Raw genomic sequence first — 17,506 nt, 5'->3', positions numbered from 1 at the left:
GACGTCAATGTCGAAATCGTTCTGCGCGTTCGGTCTTGCTGTGAGTGCAATGGCGCTTACCTGTCTGCCGGCCGCGGCGCAAACCAAGGTCACCAATGACGGGATCTCGGCCTCCGAGATCGTCATCGGCACCCATCAGGACCTGTCGGGTCCGATCAAGGGCTGGGGCGTGCCGGTCTCCAACGGCATGAAGATGGCGGTGGAGGAGATCAACGCGGCTGGTGGCGTCCAGGGGCGCAAGCTCCGGCTGGTGGTCGAGGACAGCGGGTACGATCCGAAGAAGGCCGTGCTGGCTTCGCAGAAGCTGATCGAGCGCGACAGGATCTTCGCGATGGTGGGAGCGATGGGATCGCCGACCGTGCTCGCGGCGCAGGATATCCTGCTCGACGCCGGCGTGCTCCAGCTGTTCCCGCTGACGGCGGCCGAGTTCACCTTCAAGTTCGATCCGGCCAAGCCGCAGGAGCGGTTGAAGTTCAACAATCTGCTGCCCTATGTCGAGAGCACGCGGGCGGCGCTGAAATACATGATGGAATGGAAGAAATTCCAGAAGCCCTGCATCATGCATCAGGACGACGAGTACGGTAAGAACGTGCTCGACGGCTTCAACCAGCAGCTCACCGCCATGAAGGTGCAGCCGGCCTCGATCACGAGCTACAAGCGCGGCGCCTCCGATTTCAGCGCGCAGATCGCCAAGATGAAGTCCGACGGCTGCGATCTCGTGGTGCTCGGCGCGGTCCTGCGCGAGCCCATCGGCGCGATGGGTGAGGCGAAGAAGCTTGGCTGGGACGTCACCTTCCTCGGCGCCACGCCGACCAACGTGATGGAGGTGCCGGCGCTGGGCAAGGATGCGGTCGAAGGGCTCTACGCCGCGAGCCAGTTCGAGATTCCCTACGACGACAACGCCAAGGGCAAGGTGAAGGACTGGCTTGCCAACTACAAGAAGATGTTCGGCACCGACGCCAACACGCAGGCCATCATCGGCTACAACGCGGTGACGACCTTCGCCTTCTACGCCGACAAGGCGGGCAAGGACCTCACCGGGCAGAAGATGCTTGATTCACTGGAGTCGGGCGAGAAATTCCTCGACATCTTCAACTCGCCGCCGACCAGGTTCTCCAAGACCGACCACCTCGCCAACACCATCACCCAGGTGCAGCAGGTCAAAGGCGGCCGCTGGGTGCTGGTGAAGGACAATCTGATGTTTTGATCTGCTTACCCTCCCCTGGAGGGCCTCCAGGGGAGGGTAAGCGCATATGGATTTCACCAGGATTGTCTGCGGGCTTGCTCCGCCTCTCCCGCTTGCGGGAGAGGCCGACGCGCTCGCAGAGCGCGGCGGGTGAGGGTTCTTTCCTCTTGGGGATTATCCCGTTGCGGAGACACCCTCTCCCCAACCCTCTCCCGCAAGCGGGAGAGGGAGCCCAGTGCCGATGTCGCCGCATCGTGCAGGCCATACGCGATGGCCCTACCCTGGAGGGGAGGGTAAGAGCTACGACCCGCCGCCCGCTGTCCCCGAATTCACCGGAGCCAGCTCGTCTTCCCGGCAACGCCAGCCGTCGGCGGCTTTGACGAACGCAAAGGTCCGCTGGATCCTCAGCCGGCGCGTGACGTTGAAGGCCTCGCCGGATCGCTCCTTGTTGCCGGCGCCGGGCTGCGGCTGGCCCGTCCTGGGATTCCAGCAAGTGCCGGTGCAGGTCGAGGCGACCTTGCTGCAGGTGGTGAAGGGCGCCAGCACGGCCATCTCGATCTCGCCGGTGACCTGCGCCTCCTGCTCGGTGACCTGGCTGTCGATGGCATAGACGCGGTTGATGCGAAGGAAGTTGCCGCAGGAATTGGCCGCGTGAATCCGCGCGGCGCAGAAATCGACCGCGTCGGTGTCGGGCGAGCGCGCCGCGACCTGCCGGCCGAACACCTTCTTCGGATCGCCTTTCGCCGCGCGGATCTCCTCGCTCTTGTGCTTCAGAAAATCGGCGAGACAATCTTCTGCGGATTCGAGCTCGGCCAGCGGCACGTTTTCCTTGCCGACCAGATTGCACTTGCGGTCGCGCTCGCGCGTCCAGCGGCCGTATTCGGCGTAGGCAAAGCGCGCCGCGGTCGGGTCGAGCTTGCCGATCAGGCCGAGCACCTGGCTGTTGAGCTCGGTCTCGGTGAGCGCGAGCGCCGGGTCCGCGCAGATCAGCGCGCCCGCCGCGGTGTTGGCGGCAAGGCAGTCGAAGTCCGGGTCGCGCACGATCGCGGCGCGCTCCTCGGTCACCTTGAGCAGGCACGCCTTGACCCGGTCGAACTCGTCGGAGCGGATCGCGGTCTGGCCGACAATGCCGCAGCCGAGATTGCGCTGGCGGATCCAGATCGCGTTCTCCTCGATCGCGGGCAGGCGATCGGGCAGGCGAGCGAGCCGCGCCTCGATCGCAGTGCTCAGCTTCTCGGCCGCCGCGGCGAGTTCGGGATCGCCGCAGAACAATTGGTTGCCGGGATCGCGAATCGACTGGCAGTTGTTTCGGGCAAATAGCGGCAGCCGATCGGTGACGGAGCGGTCGGATGGGCCGGATTGCGCCAATCCTGGTGCCGCCGGCAACGCCAGGAGCGCAAGCACAGACAGCACGATGAACCGCATTCCACTCGCCCCCGCATAGAAGGCGCCATGCTAGCGCCCCGGAACCGCGGGCGAAACGGGTTTGTGGCGGGATGAGGTCCTGGCCACAAGGCCACAAGAGCGTGTACTCATAAATCCGCGATGTCCGCTTATTCCCCAACAGCGGCCCAGAAGCAGACATTGCACGAGGTCCGAGAAGGGCCAAAAACAGACAATCGAAACAGCCGCGACCCGATCAGCCGCAGATGCGCACGCGGCGCTCGCGCCAGCCATGCCCGTCCCAGAAGCGCTGGGTTATCCAGTGGCAAGGCGGGATCGGCTCTCCAACCGGGGCATCGACATAGCCCGACCAGTACGGATAGCCGCCGGGTCCAGGATAAGTGCGCGGATACGGATTGCCGCCGGGGCCGTAGTCATAGCGCGGACCAGCATAAGTGGGCGAGGCTGCTGAAACGACCAAAGTCGCGACGGCGGCGAGGGCCAACAACGTCTTCCTCATGGTGATACCTTTCCAACGCTGCGAAGGCTGGGACAATCGCTGAGCAATGCAGCGTCAGCGTCGACAAGCTGAAATGTCAAGGAGAGTGATCTCAGCAAGGCTATTGTCTGGCGACCTCCTCGGATGTCGTCTTCGGGTCTTGGTTGTGTGCAAACGGATAGGTCGGACGCGGCGTGGTCGCCAATCATTGCAGGCGGCCGGTGCTGACGCATCGGATCGTCCAATGACCGGCCAAAGTGGGTATCGCGACGGGGTATTGCGGTTTTGGACGCGCTTTCCGGCCTTCAGGCGGCGCGGATGGCTGCAATCAGGCGCGGTTTGCCGACGATGTTCATCACCCGTGTGAGGTTATAGGCGAGAACATGCAGCGCCATCTCAGCGGCGACATTCCGTAGGCGCTTCATCAGGAAGTGGGTCGCACCCATACGGGCTTTGATCGTGCCGAAGGGATGCTCGACTGTCTCACGTCGCGTCCGCATGGCGTCAGGATTGGAATCGAGCCGTCGCTGGACCTCCTCGACCACATGCTCATGCTCCCAGCGCGTGATCCGGCGCTCCTTGGACGGCGTACATTGGCTCTTGATCGCGCAGCCTTGGCATGCCGCCGTCGACCAGTAACGGCGCAGCGTCATTCCATGCTCGATGTTGGTGAAGTGATAGGGCAGCAGCTGGCCCGATGGGCAGCGGTAGACATCCTCATCAGGCAGGTAGGCGAAGTCCTGTTTGCCGAACCGGCCCTCCGCCTTGGCGTTCGACGTCATGGGCTTGGGCAAGGTGACTGCAACGCCAGCCTCTTCGCAGGCCAATATCTCCTCTCCGTCGAAGTAGCCACGATCGGCGACCGCATCGAGTTTGTCCACTGCGAGCACTTCTTTGGCCTGCTTCGACATCCGAGCAAGCTGCCCACGGTCGTTGCCGACGTTTATGACCTCGTGCGTCACAATCAGATGGTGTTCGGTGTCCACCGCGACCTGGACGTTGTAGCCGACGACACCCGATCCGCGTCCGCTGGTGGCCATCGAACGGGCATCCGGATCGGTCAGCGATATCTGTTGATCCGGCGTGTTGCGCATCTGCGCATCAAGCACTTCCAGGCGGCTCATCTCCTGCTTCAGCCGAGCGATCTTTTCCTTGATCCTCGTCGTCTTGATGCTGATCGCTTCCGATGGCTCCTGCCGATCGGCGCTATCGAGTTGACGCAGATATCGACCGACGCTTTCCTCGATCTGCGCCATCCGCCTTGCCATCTTGGCATGCGTGAAGTTGCGGTCGCGGTTGTTCACCGCCTTGAACTTGCTGCCGTCGATTGCGACGCTTGCGGTCTGCAACAGGCCCATTTGCCGGCATAGTGCAACGAACTTCGCGCAAACCTTCCGGATCGCCGCGCCGTTATCCTTCCGGAAATCGGCGATCGTCTTGTGATCGGGAGCCAGGCGCCCAATCAGCCACATTACCTCGACATTGCGGCACGTCTCACGTTCCAGGCGGCGACTGGATTGCAGCCGATTGAGATAACCGTAGATGTAAAGCTTCAGAAGGACTGCCGGATGATAGGAGGGCCGGCCCGTCTCCTTGGCGATCACACGCTCAAACCCCATTCCATGCAGGTCGAGCGCCTCGACGAACACATCGATCACGTGGACCGCGTTGTCCTCGCCTACCCAATCCTCCAGACATTCCGGCAAGAGCGTCAGCTGGGATCTGTCCGCGCCTTCAACGAAGCGTCCCATCCGTATCCCCCATCAGGAAACGGAAGAATCCTAGCCGACTCGTGACTTTTCACACAGCCAGGGTCAAAAGCTGCCGTCGGGCACACTGCCTCGATTGGTCCGCTAAGGGCCCGAAGCGGACGACGAGACCGAGCGTCTTGGCATCCCCAAGGCCGACGACAAGCTCGAACTTCTCCGATGACTGCGCCCATCTGGGCTTGCCTTACGGACCCACTAACTACACGCTACCCAAATGAGCAGATTCCACGCCCGAGGTAAGGTCATGATCGGCGCCACGGCACTCCGTGCGCTTGTGCTGACTGCAGCTTTTTTCCCGGCGTTGTCGCCGGCCACCTGCCTTGGCGAAAACAGCAACCGCTTGCCGGCCAAGGCAACAAAGGAGCTACCACCCGAATTGCTCTCGCTGCTCCGACAAAAGAAGATGCCAAAATACTCGCCTATCCTTGTGCGCGTCTTCAAGCAAGAGGCGGAGCTCGAAGTCTGGAAACAGGACACCACCGGCCTTTTCAAAATCCTCAAGGTGTACCCGATCTGTCGATGGTCGGGGGATCTCGGGCCCAAACTGAAGGAGGGTGACCGTCAGGCTCCAGAGGGGTTCTATACGATTACGCCCGAGCTGATGAATCCCAACTCCGACTACCATCTTGCGATCAACGTCGGCTTTCCCAACAGCTTCGACAAGGCAAACAATCGCGACGGCAGCTTACTCATGATCCATGGCGACTGCTCATCGAGCGGTTGCTATGCCATGACCGACGAACAGATAAGCGAGATCTATTCGCTAGCGCGGGACTCATTCCTCGGCGGCCGACCGTCCTTTCAGGTCCAGGCTTATCCATTCCGCCTGACGCCGGCAAACCTGGCGCAGCATCGAAATAGCCCGAACCTCTCCTTCTGGAAAATGCTCAAAGTCGGCAGCGATCACTTCGAGACGACGCATCTCGAACCTAGGGTGGACGTGTGCAATCGACGTTATGTGTTCGATGCGCAAGCTCCACCAAATTCGCCTTATCCTCTCGTGTTCAGTCCCACCGATAAATGCCCCGCGTTTGTCGTGGATTCCAAAATTGCGCGGCGGGCGCTTGAGAAGCAACGCACCGACGAACTCGAACTCGCGCGATTGCTCAATGACAACGTGCCGGCAGCTCCGATCTACAGCGGACTGGACGGCGGAATGAACGAGGCTTTTCTAGCAAAGTATCTGGTCAGAGTGACGCTTGCGAAAGTGATGCCGTATGCATCTTATCTGCCGCAACTGCCGCCAATCCCTTGGGTCACCAACGATGGTTCGTTGACGAGTAGATGGTTTGGCACCTCGTTCTCGAAACCGATTGCATGTGATCTGGCTCGTTCCAGCTTCCTGTCGACCGTCGTGGAAGGAGACGACGGGTGCTAGGGCGCCCGGTCTACTTCAGGCTTGCGGCGGGCCCATTACGCCGAAATTAGCGATCAAACGCGATCCGGTGTGAGGACCGGTTTGGGTCAAAAACAGCAATACTCTGATTAAGCAGAACATGTCTGCTTAGACCCCAAAAGACGGCATCTGCGCCTTTATGAGTACACGCCCCTTCTGTAATGGGCCCGATGATGTCAAGCCTCCCGAGTGAACGCCACGCCGCCGAGCTCATGCTTCTGTTCGTGGTCGACGCCTGGCCGCCACATCATGCTGTCAGAGGGAGCGGTGAGCCTATCTAGATACGCGTGGTTCGTCGGACGACGCCACTGGGCGTGTAACGGCTTCACCGCATCCACCGTCCCGGCGACGGGACTTCGGGCACCGGGCTTCAGTTCATCCCGGTTGCGTTCTTGATCTCCTCCACGTCTTCTATGCTGCGATTGAGCCCGCTTCGGCCCATCGGTAAGTCGTGCCATCGACCCAGATCCGATGCAGGATCACTGCGAGCTTGCGTGCCAAGGCGACCTTTGCGCGCTTCGAGCCTCTCCGCTTGGCGACGTCCATCCCCCAGCGTTTGAGTTTTGAGAACCGCGTGATGCGCGATAGCAGAACGTTGGCGGCTTCATACAAGGCCGTCCGCACCGTCTCATCGCCGGCCAGCGTGATTCCGCCCGTGACGTCCTTTTCTCCCGATTGATATTTCTTTGGCGTGAGCCCGAACAGCGCGCCTGCTGCCTTTGACTTTACAATGCGATGAGGATCATCAATCGCCGATTTGTAGGTGATGGCCACCAGGGGACCAACGCCTGGTACTGTCATAAGCCGGCGGCAGACTGCATCATCACGCACAATTGCCAGCACAGCCTTGTGTAGTCTTCCGTATTCTGCCTTCAGGGCCGATCGTGCCGAAAGCATCGCACCAGCAATGCGCTCCAATGTCGCCTGGCCTGCAACCAACTCTCGAATCCGCGCTTCGAAATTCCTTCGCGTCACCGGGCCAACCTTCAGACCGAAGCCGCGCAAAATCCCTCGGATACTTAATTCTACATCGATCAGCCGCCCGAGAAGCTGTTTGCGTGCGATCAGGAGTGCCCGGATCTCTTGCGCATCAACCGACTTTGCGTGTACCTGCCGAAACCATCCCATCCGGATCAACTGGGCGATCCCGCGGGCATCCTTGCGATCCGTCTTGACCGTCATTGCAGATAATGCGGCCTTCACGTGCCGCGTTTCCAGCAGAACTGTTTCAAATCCTGCACCTTTCAGGCCTGCATGCAGCCATTGCGACAGCGGCCCAGCCTCCAGCCCGATCCGCTTCACTGCAAAGCCGAGCGTCTCAAAAAACTCAACTAAGGCGTCGGGTTCGCTTGCGACCTTCGCTTCCTTCAGGATCTTACCCTGGGCGTCCACAACACACACGCTCGACAGTTCCAATGACACGTCGATTCCGGCATAATTCTCCACGGCTGTCCTCCGTCTCCAGATGCTTGGGGCCGACTCAAGTCGTGACCCCGTTTCATCATCTATCGGGGGACAGCCACCATCATGACCCCTTGCTCCGGAGCCGGGCCCATTACCGCATCTAGATCACCGCCCCTCGGCGGCGACCATCGAGAACCGCACCGGCTCGTCGACATATTTCATCACCGCCGCCTGGTAGAGCACGAACAGCGGCTGGTAGCTCCGCGCGGCGTGGTCCTCGACCATCGCCATGCGGCGGTTGTCGAGCATCAGCCAGTGGCCGTCGAGCTTTGCGGCGACCACCGCATGCTCTTCGCCGGCCCTGACGTCGCGCACCACGACGATGCGGAGATCGTCGGCGGCAACGCCGGCAAGTCGCAGCGCGGCGAGCTTGGCGATGGCATAGTCTTCGCAATCGCCGGCGCCGCGCGCGAAGGTGGCAAGCGGCGAGCTCCAGACATCGTCGATGCCGTCATTGGCGGAGCGGATGGCCAGGTTGATGGCGCGGTTGGTCTCGCCCAGCCGCGCGCGGCCGTCGCGGGCGCGGGCCTGGTCGACGATGGCGAGCAGCCTCAAGGCCGCGGGCGAAGCACAATTGTCGCGGTCGCCGTCGCACAGCGCGAGCTGCACCATGTCGTCGTCGAGCCTCGCCTTCAGCGCGGACCATTTCTCCCGCAGGGTGCCGCCGGAGATCGCGAAGGCGAACACACCGAACGGCTCGGCGGATTTGCGCACGAGGACGCCCGCTCCGGGCGACAGCAGCGTGCCGGCGCGAATTTCGGCCGCCGATCCGAGCAGGATCAAGCCGCACATGACAAGGATTGCGCGCCAGGCGCGCGAGCGAGCAGCGGTCTCCATCTGACATCCCCTTCCGGCTTCGCCGGGTCCCCTCGACCTCGACGCACCGGGCTTTGTTGCTTTCGCGGCGATAGTGCGAGGCGGGCCGTTTTGTTCTGCTTAACGCGCACGGCCAGGGTCCCAAAACCGGAGGACAGGCTGAAACGGGCCTGCCCAAATTGCGTAAAATTTTACGATTCGCCGGCTAGGAGAGCACTCGCTGCCGCGAAATGGGACCAATTGCAGGCACAGGTTGTGAGGCGGGCGATTCTGGGTCCTATGGCTAACAGCCCGCTATTTCACGGGTTCTGTTAGTTAGGTCACAGATTCAGTCCCGTGTTTGCCGCAGGGTGCTGCGGGGCATCACGAAGAAGAGATGACACAAGTATCTGCCGTTTCATCTATACGACAGATTACTTTGGATGACTGGAAATGCGCGCAGATAAGCCCAATTCGACTTTGGGATGCTTCAAAAACTACTTCAGCTTCTCTGTTCGGCGCCGCTCGGCGCAGGCTCCTATGGCCAAGTGACGCGAAATCACACAAGCAATAGATGGTTTCGCTAACGACTTGGTAATGCTAAGCAAGCTTAGTCGGTCGATACTTACATAAATATTAACCCCTTTTTACGGTGCCCGGTTGAACTACGCTGGCAAATTTGACGCCGCGATCGCCATGGACGGTCCGAGTTCCCGCTCGCCCGCCGACCTTCATGTCGATTCGTTGACCGGCAAGCCGTTCATCGCCAAGGCGCATGGCCAGCTGCCTGACGGCGCGGTGGTTGTTCCCGATGCCAACCTGATCTTCAACGGCGAGTTCAAGCGCGCCGGCCTCGACCTCGTGCTCTCCCATGACGGGCACGAGTTCGTCGTCCACGATTATTTCAGGGGCGACAAGCGCGCGGCGGTCGCCTCGCCCGACGGCGCCCACCTCACCGGCGACGTCGTCAACGCGCTCACGGGCCATGTGCAATATGCGCAGGCCGCGTCAGGCGTTGCCGCGGCCCAGGTCATCGGCCACGTCACCAAGCTGTCGGGCAGCGCGACCGCGATCCGCAACGGCGTCTCGGTCATCCTCAACAACGGCGACAACGTCGAGAAGGGCGACGTGTGCTCGACCGGCGCCGATTCGACGCTCGGCATCACCTTCATCGACGGCACCGTGTTCGGCCTGTCCTCGAATGCGCGGATGGTGCTGAACGAGATGGTCTACGACCCCAACGGGTCGAGCAACTCCTCGCTGCTGAGCCTCGTCGCCGGCACCATCACCTTCGTCGCCGGCGAGACCGCCAAGCACGGCGACATGAAGATCGACACGCCGGTCGCCACCATGGGCATCCGCGGCACGGCGGTGCTGACCCAGATCAACTTCGTCGTTCCCGCCGGCGGCGGCGATCCGCAGCCGCAGGCGAGCTTCCAGGTGCTGGTCGAGCCGAACGGCACGACGGGCTCCTACATCCTGTTCGACAAGGTCACGCTGCTGCCGATCGCGACTGTCAATCAGGCCGGCCAGATGATCCAGATCAGCGGCGGCAACGTCTCGATCACCAACGGGCTGCTGTCGCCGGACGTGCAGAAGCTGATCACGGACGTGTTCACGCTGAAGTTCACCGACAACAACACCAACACCAAGCTCACCCAGAACTTCACCGACACGATCACGCAGACCAGCGACGGCATCCTGATCAAGACGCCGTCCGGCGCCACCGCGATCCCGATCTTCACGAACCTCAATCCGCAGACGTCGGTGGGGCCCGGCAACTCACCGGCGACCAGCACCCGCATTCCCGGTCCGCCGGATGCGCGCAGCCTCGATGCCAACGGCAGTGTGAAGACGGTATTCACGCTGACCGAGCACACGAATGCGACCGGCGACCGTGCGGACGGGTCCGGTGACAGCGTGGGTCTCGACACGATCTCCGGCCGAATCACCTTCGTCGATCAAAATCTCGGCGACCGGCCGACGGTGTCGATCAGCCTCGGCGATGCGCCGAACTATGTCTACAAGAACGCCGGTCAGCAGGACGTCACCGGCACGCTCTCCGCGCTTCAGAAGCAGGACATCGCGGCGACCCAGATCGCTATCCAGGTCATCCCCGACGCAGCCAACAACAACAACGGCTCGGCGGTCTGGACCTACACGGTCCCCGACCACGTCTTCGACTTCCTCGCGGCCGGCGAAACGCTGACGCTGACCTACATGGTCCGCATCAACAACAATTTCGCCGTCAACCCTGAATCCGCCCTCATCCCGATCACGATTACCATCACCGGCACCAACGACAAGCCGGTGATCACCACGAGCGTGCCGACCATCACCTTCGAAGGCGGCACCAGCGTGCCGGGCGGTCCGCTCGCCGGCGACGTTCCGACCTCGGGCACGCTGAGCTTCGACGATGTCGACCTCACCGACACGCACACGGTGTCGGTGAAGCTCACCGGCGCGACCCTGCCCGACGGCACGGTGCCGCCGGGCCCGCTCGCGGCGTTTGCGAAAGCGATGTCGGTCTCGATCGCGTCGGGCGCCGACAGCACCGGCGACGGCACCGGCACCATCAACTGGTCGCTGGCCGATCTGCCCGTCTATCTCGCCGACTTCATCCCGAAGGGTGAGGTGCTGACGCTCATCTACACCGTGACACTCACGGATTCGCAAGGCGCGACCTCGCAGCAGACCATCACCGTCACCATCAAGGGCACTGACGCACCTGCTGTGGTGTGGATCGCGACCGACAAGGCGGGCGCTCCCTCGGGCGGGTTCTGGAAGGACGCGGCCAACTGGGAAACCGGCACGGTCCCGACCATCAATGACGACGTCATCGTCATCACCGACCAGCTGCACGGCCTGACCCCGTCCTATCCGGTGACGATCGACGCCGCGGCCTTTGCCAAGTCGGTGACGATGAACGACTTTGGCGGCCCGCCGCCGAAGCTGATCAACCAGAGCTCGCTGACGATCGCGGGCGCGCTCAACATGAGCGCGGACTCGATCCTCACCAACGCCGCGACCGGCACGATGTCGGTCGGCGGCAAGGCCGAGATCCTCGGCACCAGCGTGCTCACCAATGCCGGCCATCTGACGCTTGCAGGTGGCGGCGATTTCGCTGCCGGTACCACGATCACCAATTCCGGCACGATCGAGCTGTCCGGCGGCACGCTGAAGACGCTGGCTGCGATCCACAATGCCGGCGGCACGCTGAAGGCCGACGGCGGCACGACGCTGATCGTCGACGGCACGACCGTCGATGGCGGCACCGTCGCCATTCTCGGCACGCTGCAGCTCGACGGCACCAGCCTGATCGAGAGCGGCACGCTGAACAATTCCGGCAACGTCAACGTCAAGGGCACGGCCGAGTTCGCCCACGAGACGGTCTCGAACACCGCCACCGGCACGATCAAGGTGCTGGCGAATGGCTGGCTGACCATCGACCAGGGCACCAGTGTCACCAACGCCGGCCACGTCACGGTCGATGCGAACGGCAAGCTGACGGTCAGCGGCGCGAGCATCAACGGCGGCACCGTCACGATCGCGGGCACGCTGGAATCGACCGGCACGAGCGCCATCGACAATGCCGACATCACCAATACCGGTACGATCACCGTCACCAGCGGCACGCTGACGATCGATCCCGCCACGATCCACGCCATCACCAATCACGGTCTCGTTCAGGCGAACGGCGGTGTGCTCGATATCTCCGGCGAAGATATCTCCAACACCGCGTCTCTCGCGGCGATCAACTATGGCGCGCTGAAGCTGACAAATCTCACCGTCAGCAACAGCAGCACCGGAACGATCACCGTCGACAGCCATTCGAAGCTCTATCTCACCGACGTCTCGATCAATGGCGGCAGCCTCGGCAATGCCGGCAACCTCTACGGCGTTTCCGGGTCCAGCACGATCTCGGCTGCCGTCACCAACACCGGCAGCATCGAGGTGCAGGCCGGCACGCTCAATTTGTCCGGCGGTCTCAGTGGCGTCGGCGGGTTGATCATCGACGACGGCGCGACGCTGGAGCTCGCGGGGGCGACCGCGCAAACCATCACCTTCGCCGGCGGCACCGACACGCTCCAGCTCGACAAGGTCGCGGGCCAGAGCTTTACCGGCACCATCGCCGGCCAGTCGTCGACGGGTGGCACGTTCACCATCACGGGCACGGCCGACATCACGACATCGAGCGGCAATGCGCTCGCCTTCACGGCGTCGGGCGGCACGCTGGCCAACCCTGCCGACATCGTCCTCACGCCCACGGGAACGCTGACCGGCGCCGCGGGTGGCGTCGTCGTGACGCAGAACGGCAGCGGCGACATCTCGCTGACCGCGACCGGGGACATCAAGGGGCTCGCCGGCAACGGCATCACGCTGCGCGACAGCGCCACCGGCGTCGGCGACATCACCGTCGACAACGTCTCCGGGAAGGCGACCGGCACCGGCGCGAATTCGGTCGGCGTTCTCGTCGAGAATCTGAACAGCGCCAATGGCGGCGACATCTCGATCACCCAGCTCGGTGGCGCCGTCGGCGGCGCCTACGGCATCGACGCTGTCACGCAGGGGGGCGGCGACATCACCATCGACGCCGGCGGTGCGATCACGGGCAGCTCGATCTACGGCATCCGGTCGCGCAGCTATGGCAGCGGCAGCCAGACGGTCACGACCGTGGCTGGCAGCATCATCACTTCGGGCAGCGCGGGCCTCGTCGTCGTCAATCGCGCGATCTCGCTCGACGGGTCTGACGACAGCACCATCACCGTCAATAACTACGGCACGATCAATTCCGGCAGCAGCCCGAACCTCGCCGGCAACTCGCCGGGTGGCATCGAAGCCGGCTATACCGGCGCCACGAGCGGCACCGGCACCAACACCGACGTCAACGGCACGGTCGTCGTCAACAACCATGGCAGCATCACCGCCGCGGCCGGTTACGGCATCAACGCCTACAATTACGGCAATGGCGACGTCACTGTGAAAAGCTTTGTCGGCACGACGATCTCCGTCGCCGGCACCCAGAGCATCGGCATCAACGCCTCGGCGTTGAGTGGCGGCACCGGCGACGTGACGGTCACGCTCGGCGAGAACGTCACGATCTCGGGCGCGACGAGCTACGGCATCCGGGCCTTCAGCGTCGACCAGGGCGACATCAGCGTCACCCTGGCGAAGGGCGACAGCATCACCTCGGACAGCTCTGGCATCGTTGCCGTCAACTACGCGACCGCGATCGCGGGCAGCGTTGCCAGCACGATCTTCGTCGAGGCGCATGGCACTATTCATTCCGGAACGACGCTGAACAACGACGGCACCACGCCGGGCGGCATCATCGCCGGCTACAAGCCCGGCGGGACCGGCGCCTTCTCCAATGCGGTCAACGGCGACGTCACCGTCAACAGCGATGCGAAGATCACCGCCGATGCGGGCTACGGCATCGAGGCGTTCACCTGGGGCGTCGGCGACATCACGGTCACGACCGGCCAGAATTCAGAGATCACCGCCGCAGGCACGGCGATCGGCGCGTTCGATCATGGCGGCGGCGACGTCAGCGTCACCAATGACGGCTCCGCCACGGGCGCGGTTGGTCTCGCCGCCATCGCCAACGGCGCGGGCGACGTCACCATCGTCAACCACGGCCACATCACCAGCACCAGCCTCGCCGGCATCAGCGTCACGCAGAACGAAGTCGGCGCGACCGGCTCCACCCACATCACCAATTCCGGGTCGATCGTGGCCCCGACCGGCCATGCGGCGATCTTCATCCAGGAAAACGCCACGGGCTCGGCGACGATCGACAATTCCGGCACGATCGGACCCGGCGCCGGCGCCGTGACCTCGACGACCTATGCGATCGTCGAGACCGGCGGCGCCATCACGATCAACAACTTTCACGAGATCAACGGCAACATCTCGGTCGCGCATGCGACGTTCAACAACGAGGCGGCCGGCACCTGGACCGTTTCCGGCACCAGTGTGTTCGGCAACCTGTCCTCGATCGTCAACCACGGCGTCATCGATCTGCTCAACGGTGCCTCGATTTTCGGGACCGGCCTGAACATCACCAACGCCCATGAGATCGACAGCTGGGGCACCGCGTCGATCTCGGGCAGCATCACCAATACCGGCACCATCGAGGTTCATGATGGCGTCCTGACCCTGTTCGGCTCACTGTCCGGCACGGGCTCGGTCACCGTCGACGCCGGCGCGTTGCTGAAGCTCGAGGGCACGGTCTCGCAGACGATCACGCTCGCCGGCGACGGCGCCGAGCTTCAGATCGATACGGCGAGCTTCGGCGGATCGATCGCGGAATTGTCGGCGACCGACACGATCGACCTGTCGACGATCAAATACGGGCTCGGCACCAGCGCGGTCTATGTCGCCAATGCCGATCCCTCGACCGGCGGCGTGCTGACCGTCACCGACGCGGACGGCAAGAGCATCAGCCTGACCCTGACCGGCGCCGACTACAGCCACGCGCACTTCGCCGGCAGCGATGACGGCACCGGCCACACGCGGATCACGATCCATGCGAACGACGATGCGCCGGCGCACGACGCCGCCACGGCGACGCTGAGCGCGGACTTCTCCGAGCGCGAGAACAAGACCGACGACACCACGCCCGATCCGGCGCCCGCCGCGACCGGCGCGATCCACTTCACCGACATCGACCTGACCGACCGGCCGACGGCGAGCGTCACCGAGCAGACCGTGACCCTGCTCGCCGCGGATGGCACCACCGATCTCACCGCCTCGCTCACGGCCGACGAGATCGCCGCGCTGAAGAGCGCGCTGACCTATCAGCAGGCCGGCAAGAACAACGGCACCGTCACCTGGAACTATTCGATCGCCGACAACAAGCTCGACTTCCTCGGGCCGGACCAGAAGGTGAAGGTCGTCTCCACCATCACGCTCGATGACGGCGCCGGCCAGAAGGTTGCGGCCGACGTCACCGTCACGATCACCGGCGAGAACGACGCGCCGACGCTGGCTGCGGTGACCACGGGCCCGCTCGTGGACACCGCCGCGACCGACAGCTTCTCGGACATCACGGGAACGCTGGTCGGGACCGATGCTGATCATGGCGAGACGGCGGGACTGACCTATGCCGTGCTGGATGCGACCAGCCACGCCGTGACGACGGTCGCAGGTCACTATGGCGCGCTGACGGTCAACGCCGACGGCAGCTACACCTACGTCCCCAATGCGGCGGCGATCAACGCGCTGTCGGAAGGCAACTATGCCGATACGTTCACCGTCCAGACCAAGGACGCGCATGGCGCCACCGGCACGGCCTCGTTCACGGTGAACGTGACCGGCGCCAACGATGCGCCGGTGATCACGGTCGAGAGCGGTGACAGCGCCAGCGCGGCCACGGACGAGACCAATGCGGGCCTGGACCTTCACCGCACGCTGACCCTGTCGGATGCCGACACGGCCGATCACGTGATGGTCTCCGCCACTGGCGTCGGGATCTATCTCGACGGCCATCTCCAGGCGGACGGGTTCGAGGGATTGTCGGCCTCGAATCTGATGCACTATCTCGTCTTGCCGTCCGGCGACATCCTCAACGGCACCGCCACGCACGCCCAGTTCACCTGGGAATTCAATTCCGGCAGCCAGGCCTTCGACTTCCTTACCGCCGGCCAGACGCTGTCGCTGCAATACACCATCGCGCCCAATGACGGTCACACGACCGGCGCAAGCCAGACCATCACCATCAACATCGCCGGCAGCAACGACGCGCCGACGCTGGACAACGCCACGCTGGCGTCCGTCGCCGGCAACGACAGCGATCCGAGCGGAAGCACCATCAGCGATCTGTTCGCGAGCAAGTTCCACGACGCCGACACCGGCGCGAGCTTCAAGGCCGTCGCGGTGAGCGCCGACAGCGCCACCTCGGACCAGGGCGTCTGGCAGTACGAGATTGCCGGCACCCACCATTGGGTCGATATTTCCGGCGTCAGCGACGCCAGCGCGCTGGTGCTGAGCACCGATACGCTGATCCGCTTCGTCCCGGCTGAAGGTTTCAGTGGCACGCCGGGCAGCCTCGGCGTCCATGCCCTCGACGATACCTATACCGGCGCGATCACCACCCACTGCGCGACGGAGACGATCGACCTCACCGCCACGGGCACCGGCGGTACCACGCCGGTCTCGAACGGGCCGACCAGCATCGGCACCAGCGTGACGGCGCCCGCAGGCAGCGGCCCGGTCATCAACACCGAGAACTTCCACGTCGAGCATCTCATCGAGAACAACAGCGACATCATCACGGATCTCGTGGTCACAGACACCGATGCCGGCGCCGCGACCCACGATTTCACCGTCACGTTGTCGACCGCGCATCCGGGTCTCAGCAGCGTCGATTTCGCTCCGGTCTCCGGCTCGCTCGACGCCATCAATCTGGGTTTCGAGACCGGCCTGACCTACAATCCGACCGGGGCCAGCACCGATCCGGAAGCCTCGGCGCCTGCGACCGACCAGATCACGCTGACGGTAACGGACAAGACCACGCACCTGTCCGACACCGTCAATTTCATCTTCCACGAGGCCGGCAACACCAGCCAGGGCATCACCCTGCAAGGCACCGACGGCAAGGACGTGATCTTCGCGACCGATACCAACGACACGCTGACCGGCGGTGGCGCCAAGGATCAGTTCGTGTTCGCGCCGGGGGTCCTGTACCCCGGGCATGCCGTCACCGAATTCACGCACACCATCACCGATTTCACGGAAGGCCTCGACAAGATCGACCTGCGGCAGTTCTCGGGCGTCGGCTCCATCGGCAATCTCACCATCGTCCAGCAGGGGGAATCCGGCGACACGCTGGTCAGCTGGCAGCAGCAGGTCATGCAGGCCGAGGGCGCGCCGATCACGGAGCACGAGTCGCTGTTGCTCAAGAATGTGATCGCCGCAAATCTCAAGGCCAGCGATTTCATTTTCCACGTGACCTGATCGCCGCCCCGGCCTCCCGGTGGCCGGCGCAGCTCGCCCCCAGCAAAAAAATCCGT

General features: G+C 63.3%; 8 protein-coding genes. 3 read left to right on the top strand and 5 right to left on the bottom strand.

Translation table 11 applies throughout. The features are described from left to right. Window positions 1-7: 7 nt before the first annotated feature. Window positions 8-1,207 carry an ABC transporter substrate-binding protein gene (locus QA642_RS44245; protein ID WP_283082424.1) on the top strand — a complete coding sequence of 400 codons (1,200 nt, stop codon included), beginning with the start codon at window positions 8-10 and terminating at the stop codon, window positions 1,205-1,207. Window positions 1,208-1,486: 279 nt separating this feature from the next. On the opposite strand, the gene QA642_RS44240 is transcribed toward QA642_RS44245, so the two are convergent. From QA642_RS44240 to QA642_RS44230, 3 genes are all read right to left on the bottom strand, one after another. After that, window positions 1,487-2,611 (bottom strand): hypothetical protein, encoded by a 1,125-nt coding sequence (locus QA642_RS44240; protein WP_283082423.1) that lies wholly within the window; start codon window positions 2,609-2,611, stop codon window positions 1,487-1,489. A gap of 214 nt (window positions 2,612-2,825) precedes the next feature. Next, window positions 2,826-3,089: a hypothetical protein gene (locus QA642_RS44235; protein ID WP_283082422.1), complete on the bottom strand. Its 264-nt coding sequence runs from the start codon at window positions 3,087-3,089 to the stop codon at window positions 2,826-2,828. Window positions 3,090-3,373: 284 nt separating this feature from the next. Beyond that, window positions 3,374-4,819, bottom strand: a complete 1,446-nt coding sequence (locus QA642_RS44230; protein WP_283079231.1) for an IS1182 family transposase — start codon at window positions 4,817-4,819, stop codon at window positions 3,374-3,376. 262 nt (window positions 4,820-5,081) lie between these two features. Between QA642_RS44230 and QA642_RS44225 the strand changes: the two genes are divergently transcribed. Beyond that, complete coding sequence (locus QA642_RS44225) at window positions 5,082-6,215, top strand: murein L,D-transpeptidase family protein (protein WP_283082421.1); 1,134 nt, start codon at window positions 5,082-5,084, stop codon at window positions 6,213-6,215. Window positions 6,216-6,644: 429 nt separating this feature from the next. Here the strand turns inward: QA642_RS44225 and QA642_RS44220 are convergent, their stop codons facing one another. Together QA642_RS44220 and QA642_RS44215 are read right to left on the bottom strand one after the other, a co-directional pair. Further along, window positions 6,645-7,679, bottom strand: coding sequence for an IS110 family transposase (locus QA642_RS44220; protein WP_283080660.1), 1,035 nt, complete (start codon window positions 7,677-7,679; stop codon window positions 6,645-6,647). 123 nt (window positions 7,680-7,802) lie between these two features. After that, entirely contained in the window at window positions 7,803-8,534 is a 732-nt protein-coding gene (locus QA642_RS44215) for a transglutaminase-like cysteine peptidase (RefSeq protein WP_283082420.1), read from the bottom strand. A gap of 618 nt (window positions 8,535-9,152) precedes the next feature. Between QA642_RS44215 and QA642_RS44210 the strand changes: the two genes are divergently transcribed. Next, window positions 9,153-17,450, top strand: coding sequence for a VCBS domain-containing protein (locus QA642_RS44210; RefSeq protein ID WP_283082419.1), 8,298 nt, complete (start codon window positions 9,153-9,155; stop codon window positions 17,448-17,450). Window positions 17,451-17,506: the final 56 nt, after the last annotated feature.

This window comes from Bradyrhizobium sp. CB2312 (genome assembly GCF_029714425.1).
Lineage (GTDB): Bacteria > Pseudomonadota > Alphaproteobacteria > Rhizobiales > Xanthobacteraceae > Bradyrhizobium.
Note: the sequence above shows the minus strand (reverse complement) of the source record. Positions and strands in the feature narration are given on the sequence as shown.

What these genes read in the sequence shown, in the direction of transcription:
- QA642_RS44215 (WP_283082420.1), bottom strand. Translation starts at nt 8,534, where the DNA reads ATGGAGACCGCTGCTCGCTCGCGCGCCTGGCGCGCAATCCTTGTCATG.
- QA642_RS44240 (WP_283082423.1), bottom strand. Translation starts at nt 2,611, where the DNA reads ATGCGGTTCATCGTGCTGTCTGTGCTTGCGCTCCTGGCGTTGCCGGCG.
- QA642_RS44235 (WP_283082422.1), bottom strand. Translation starts at nt 3,089, where the DNA reads ATGAGGAAGACGTTGTTGGCCCTCGCCGCCGTCGCGACTTTGGTCGTT.
- QA642_RS44230 (WP_283079231.1), bottom strand. Translation starts at nt 4,819, where the DNA reads ATGGGACGCTTCGTTGAAGGCGCGGACAGATCCCAGCTGACGCTCTTG.
- QA642_RS44225 (WP_283082421.1), top strand. Translation starts at nt 5,082, where the DNA reads ATGATCGGCGCCACGGCACTCCGTGCGCTTGTGCTGACTGCAGCTTTT.
- QA642_RS44245 (WP_283082424.1), top strand. Translation starts at nt 8, where the DNA reads ATGTCGAAATCGTTCTGCGCGTTCGGTCTTGCTGTGAGTGCAATGGCG.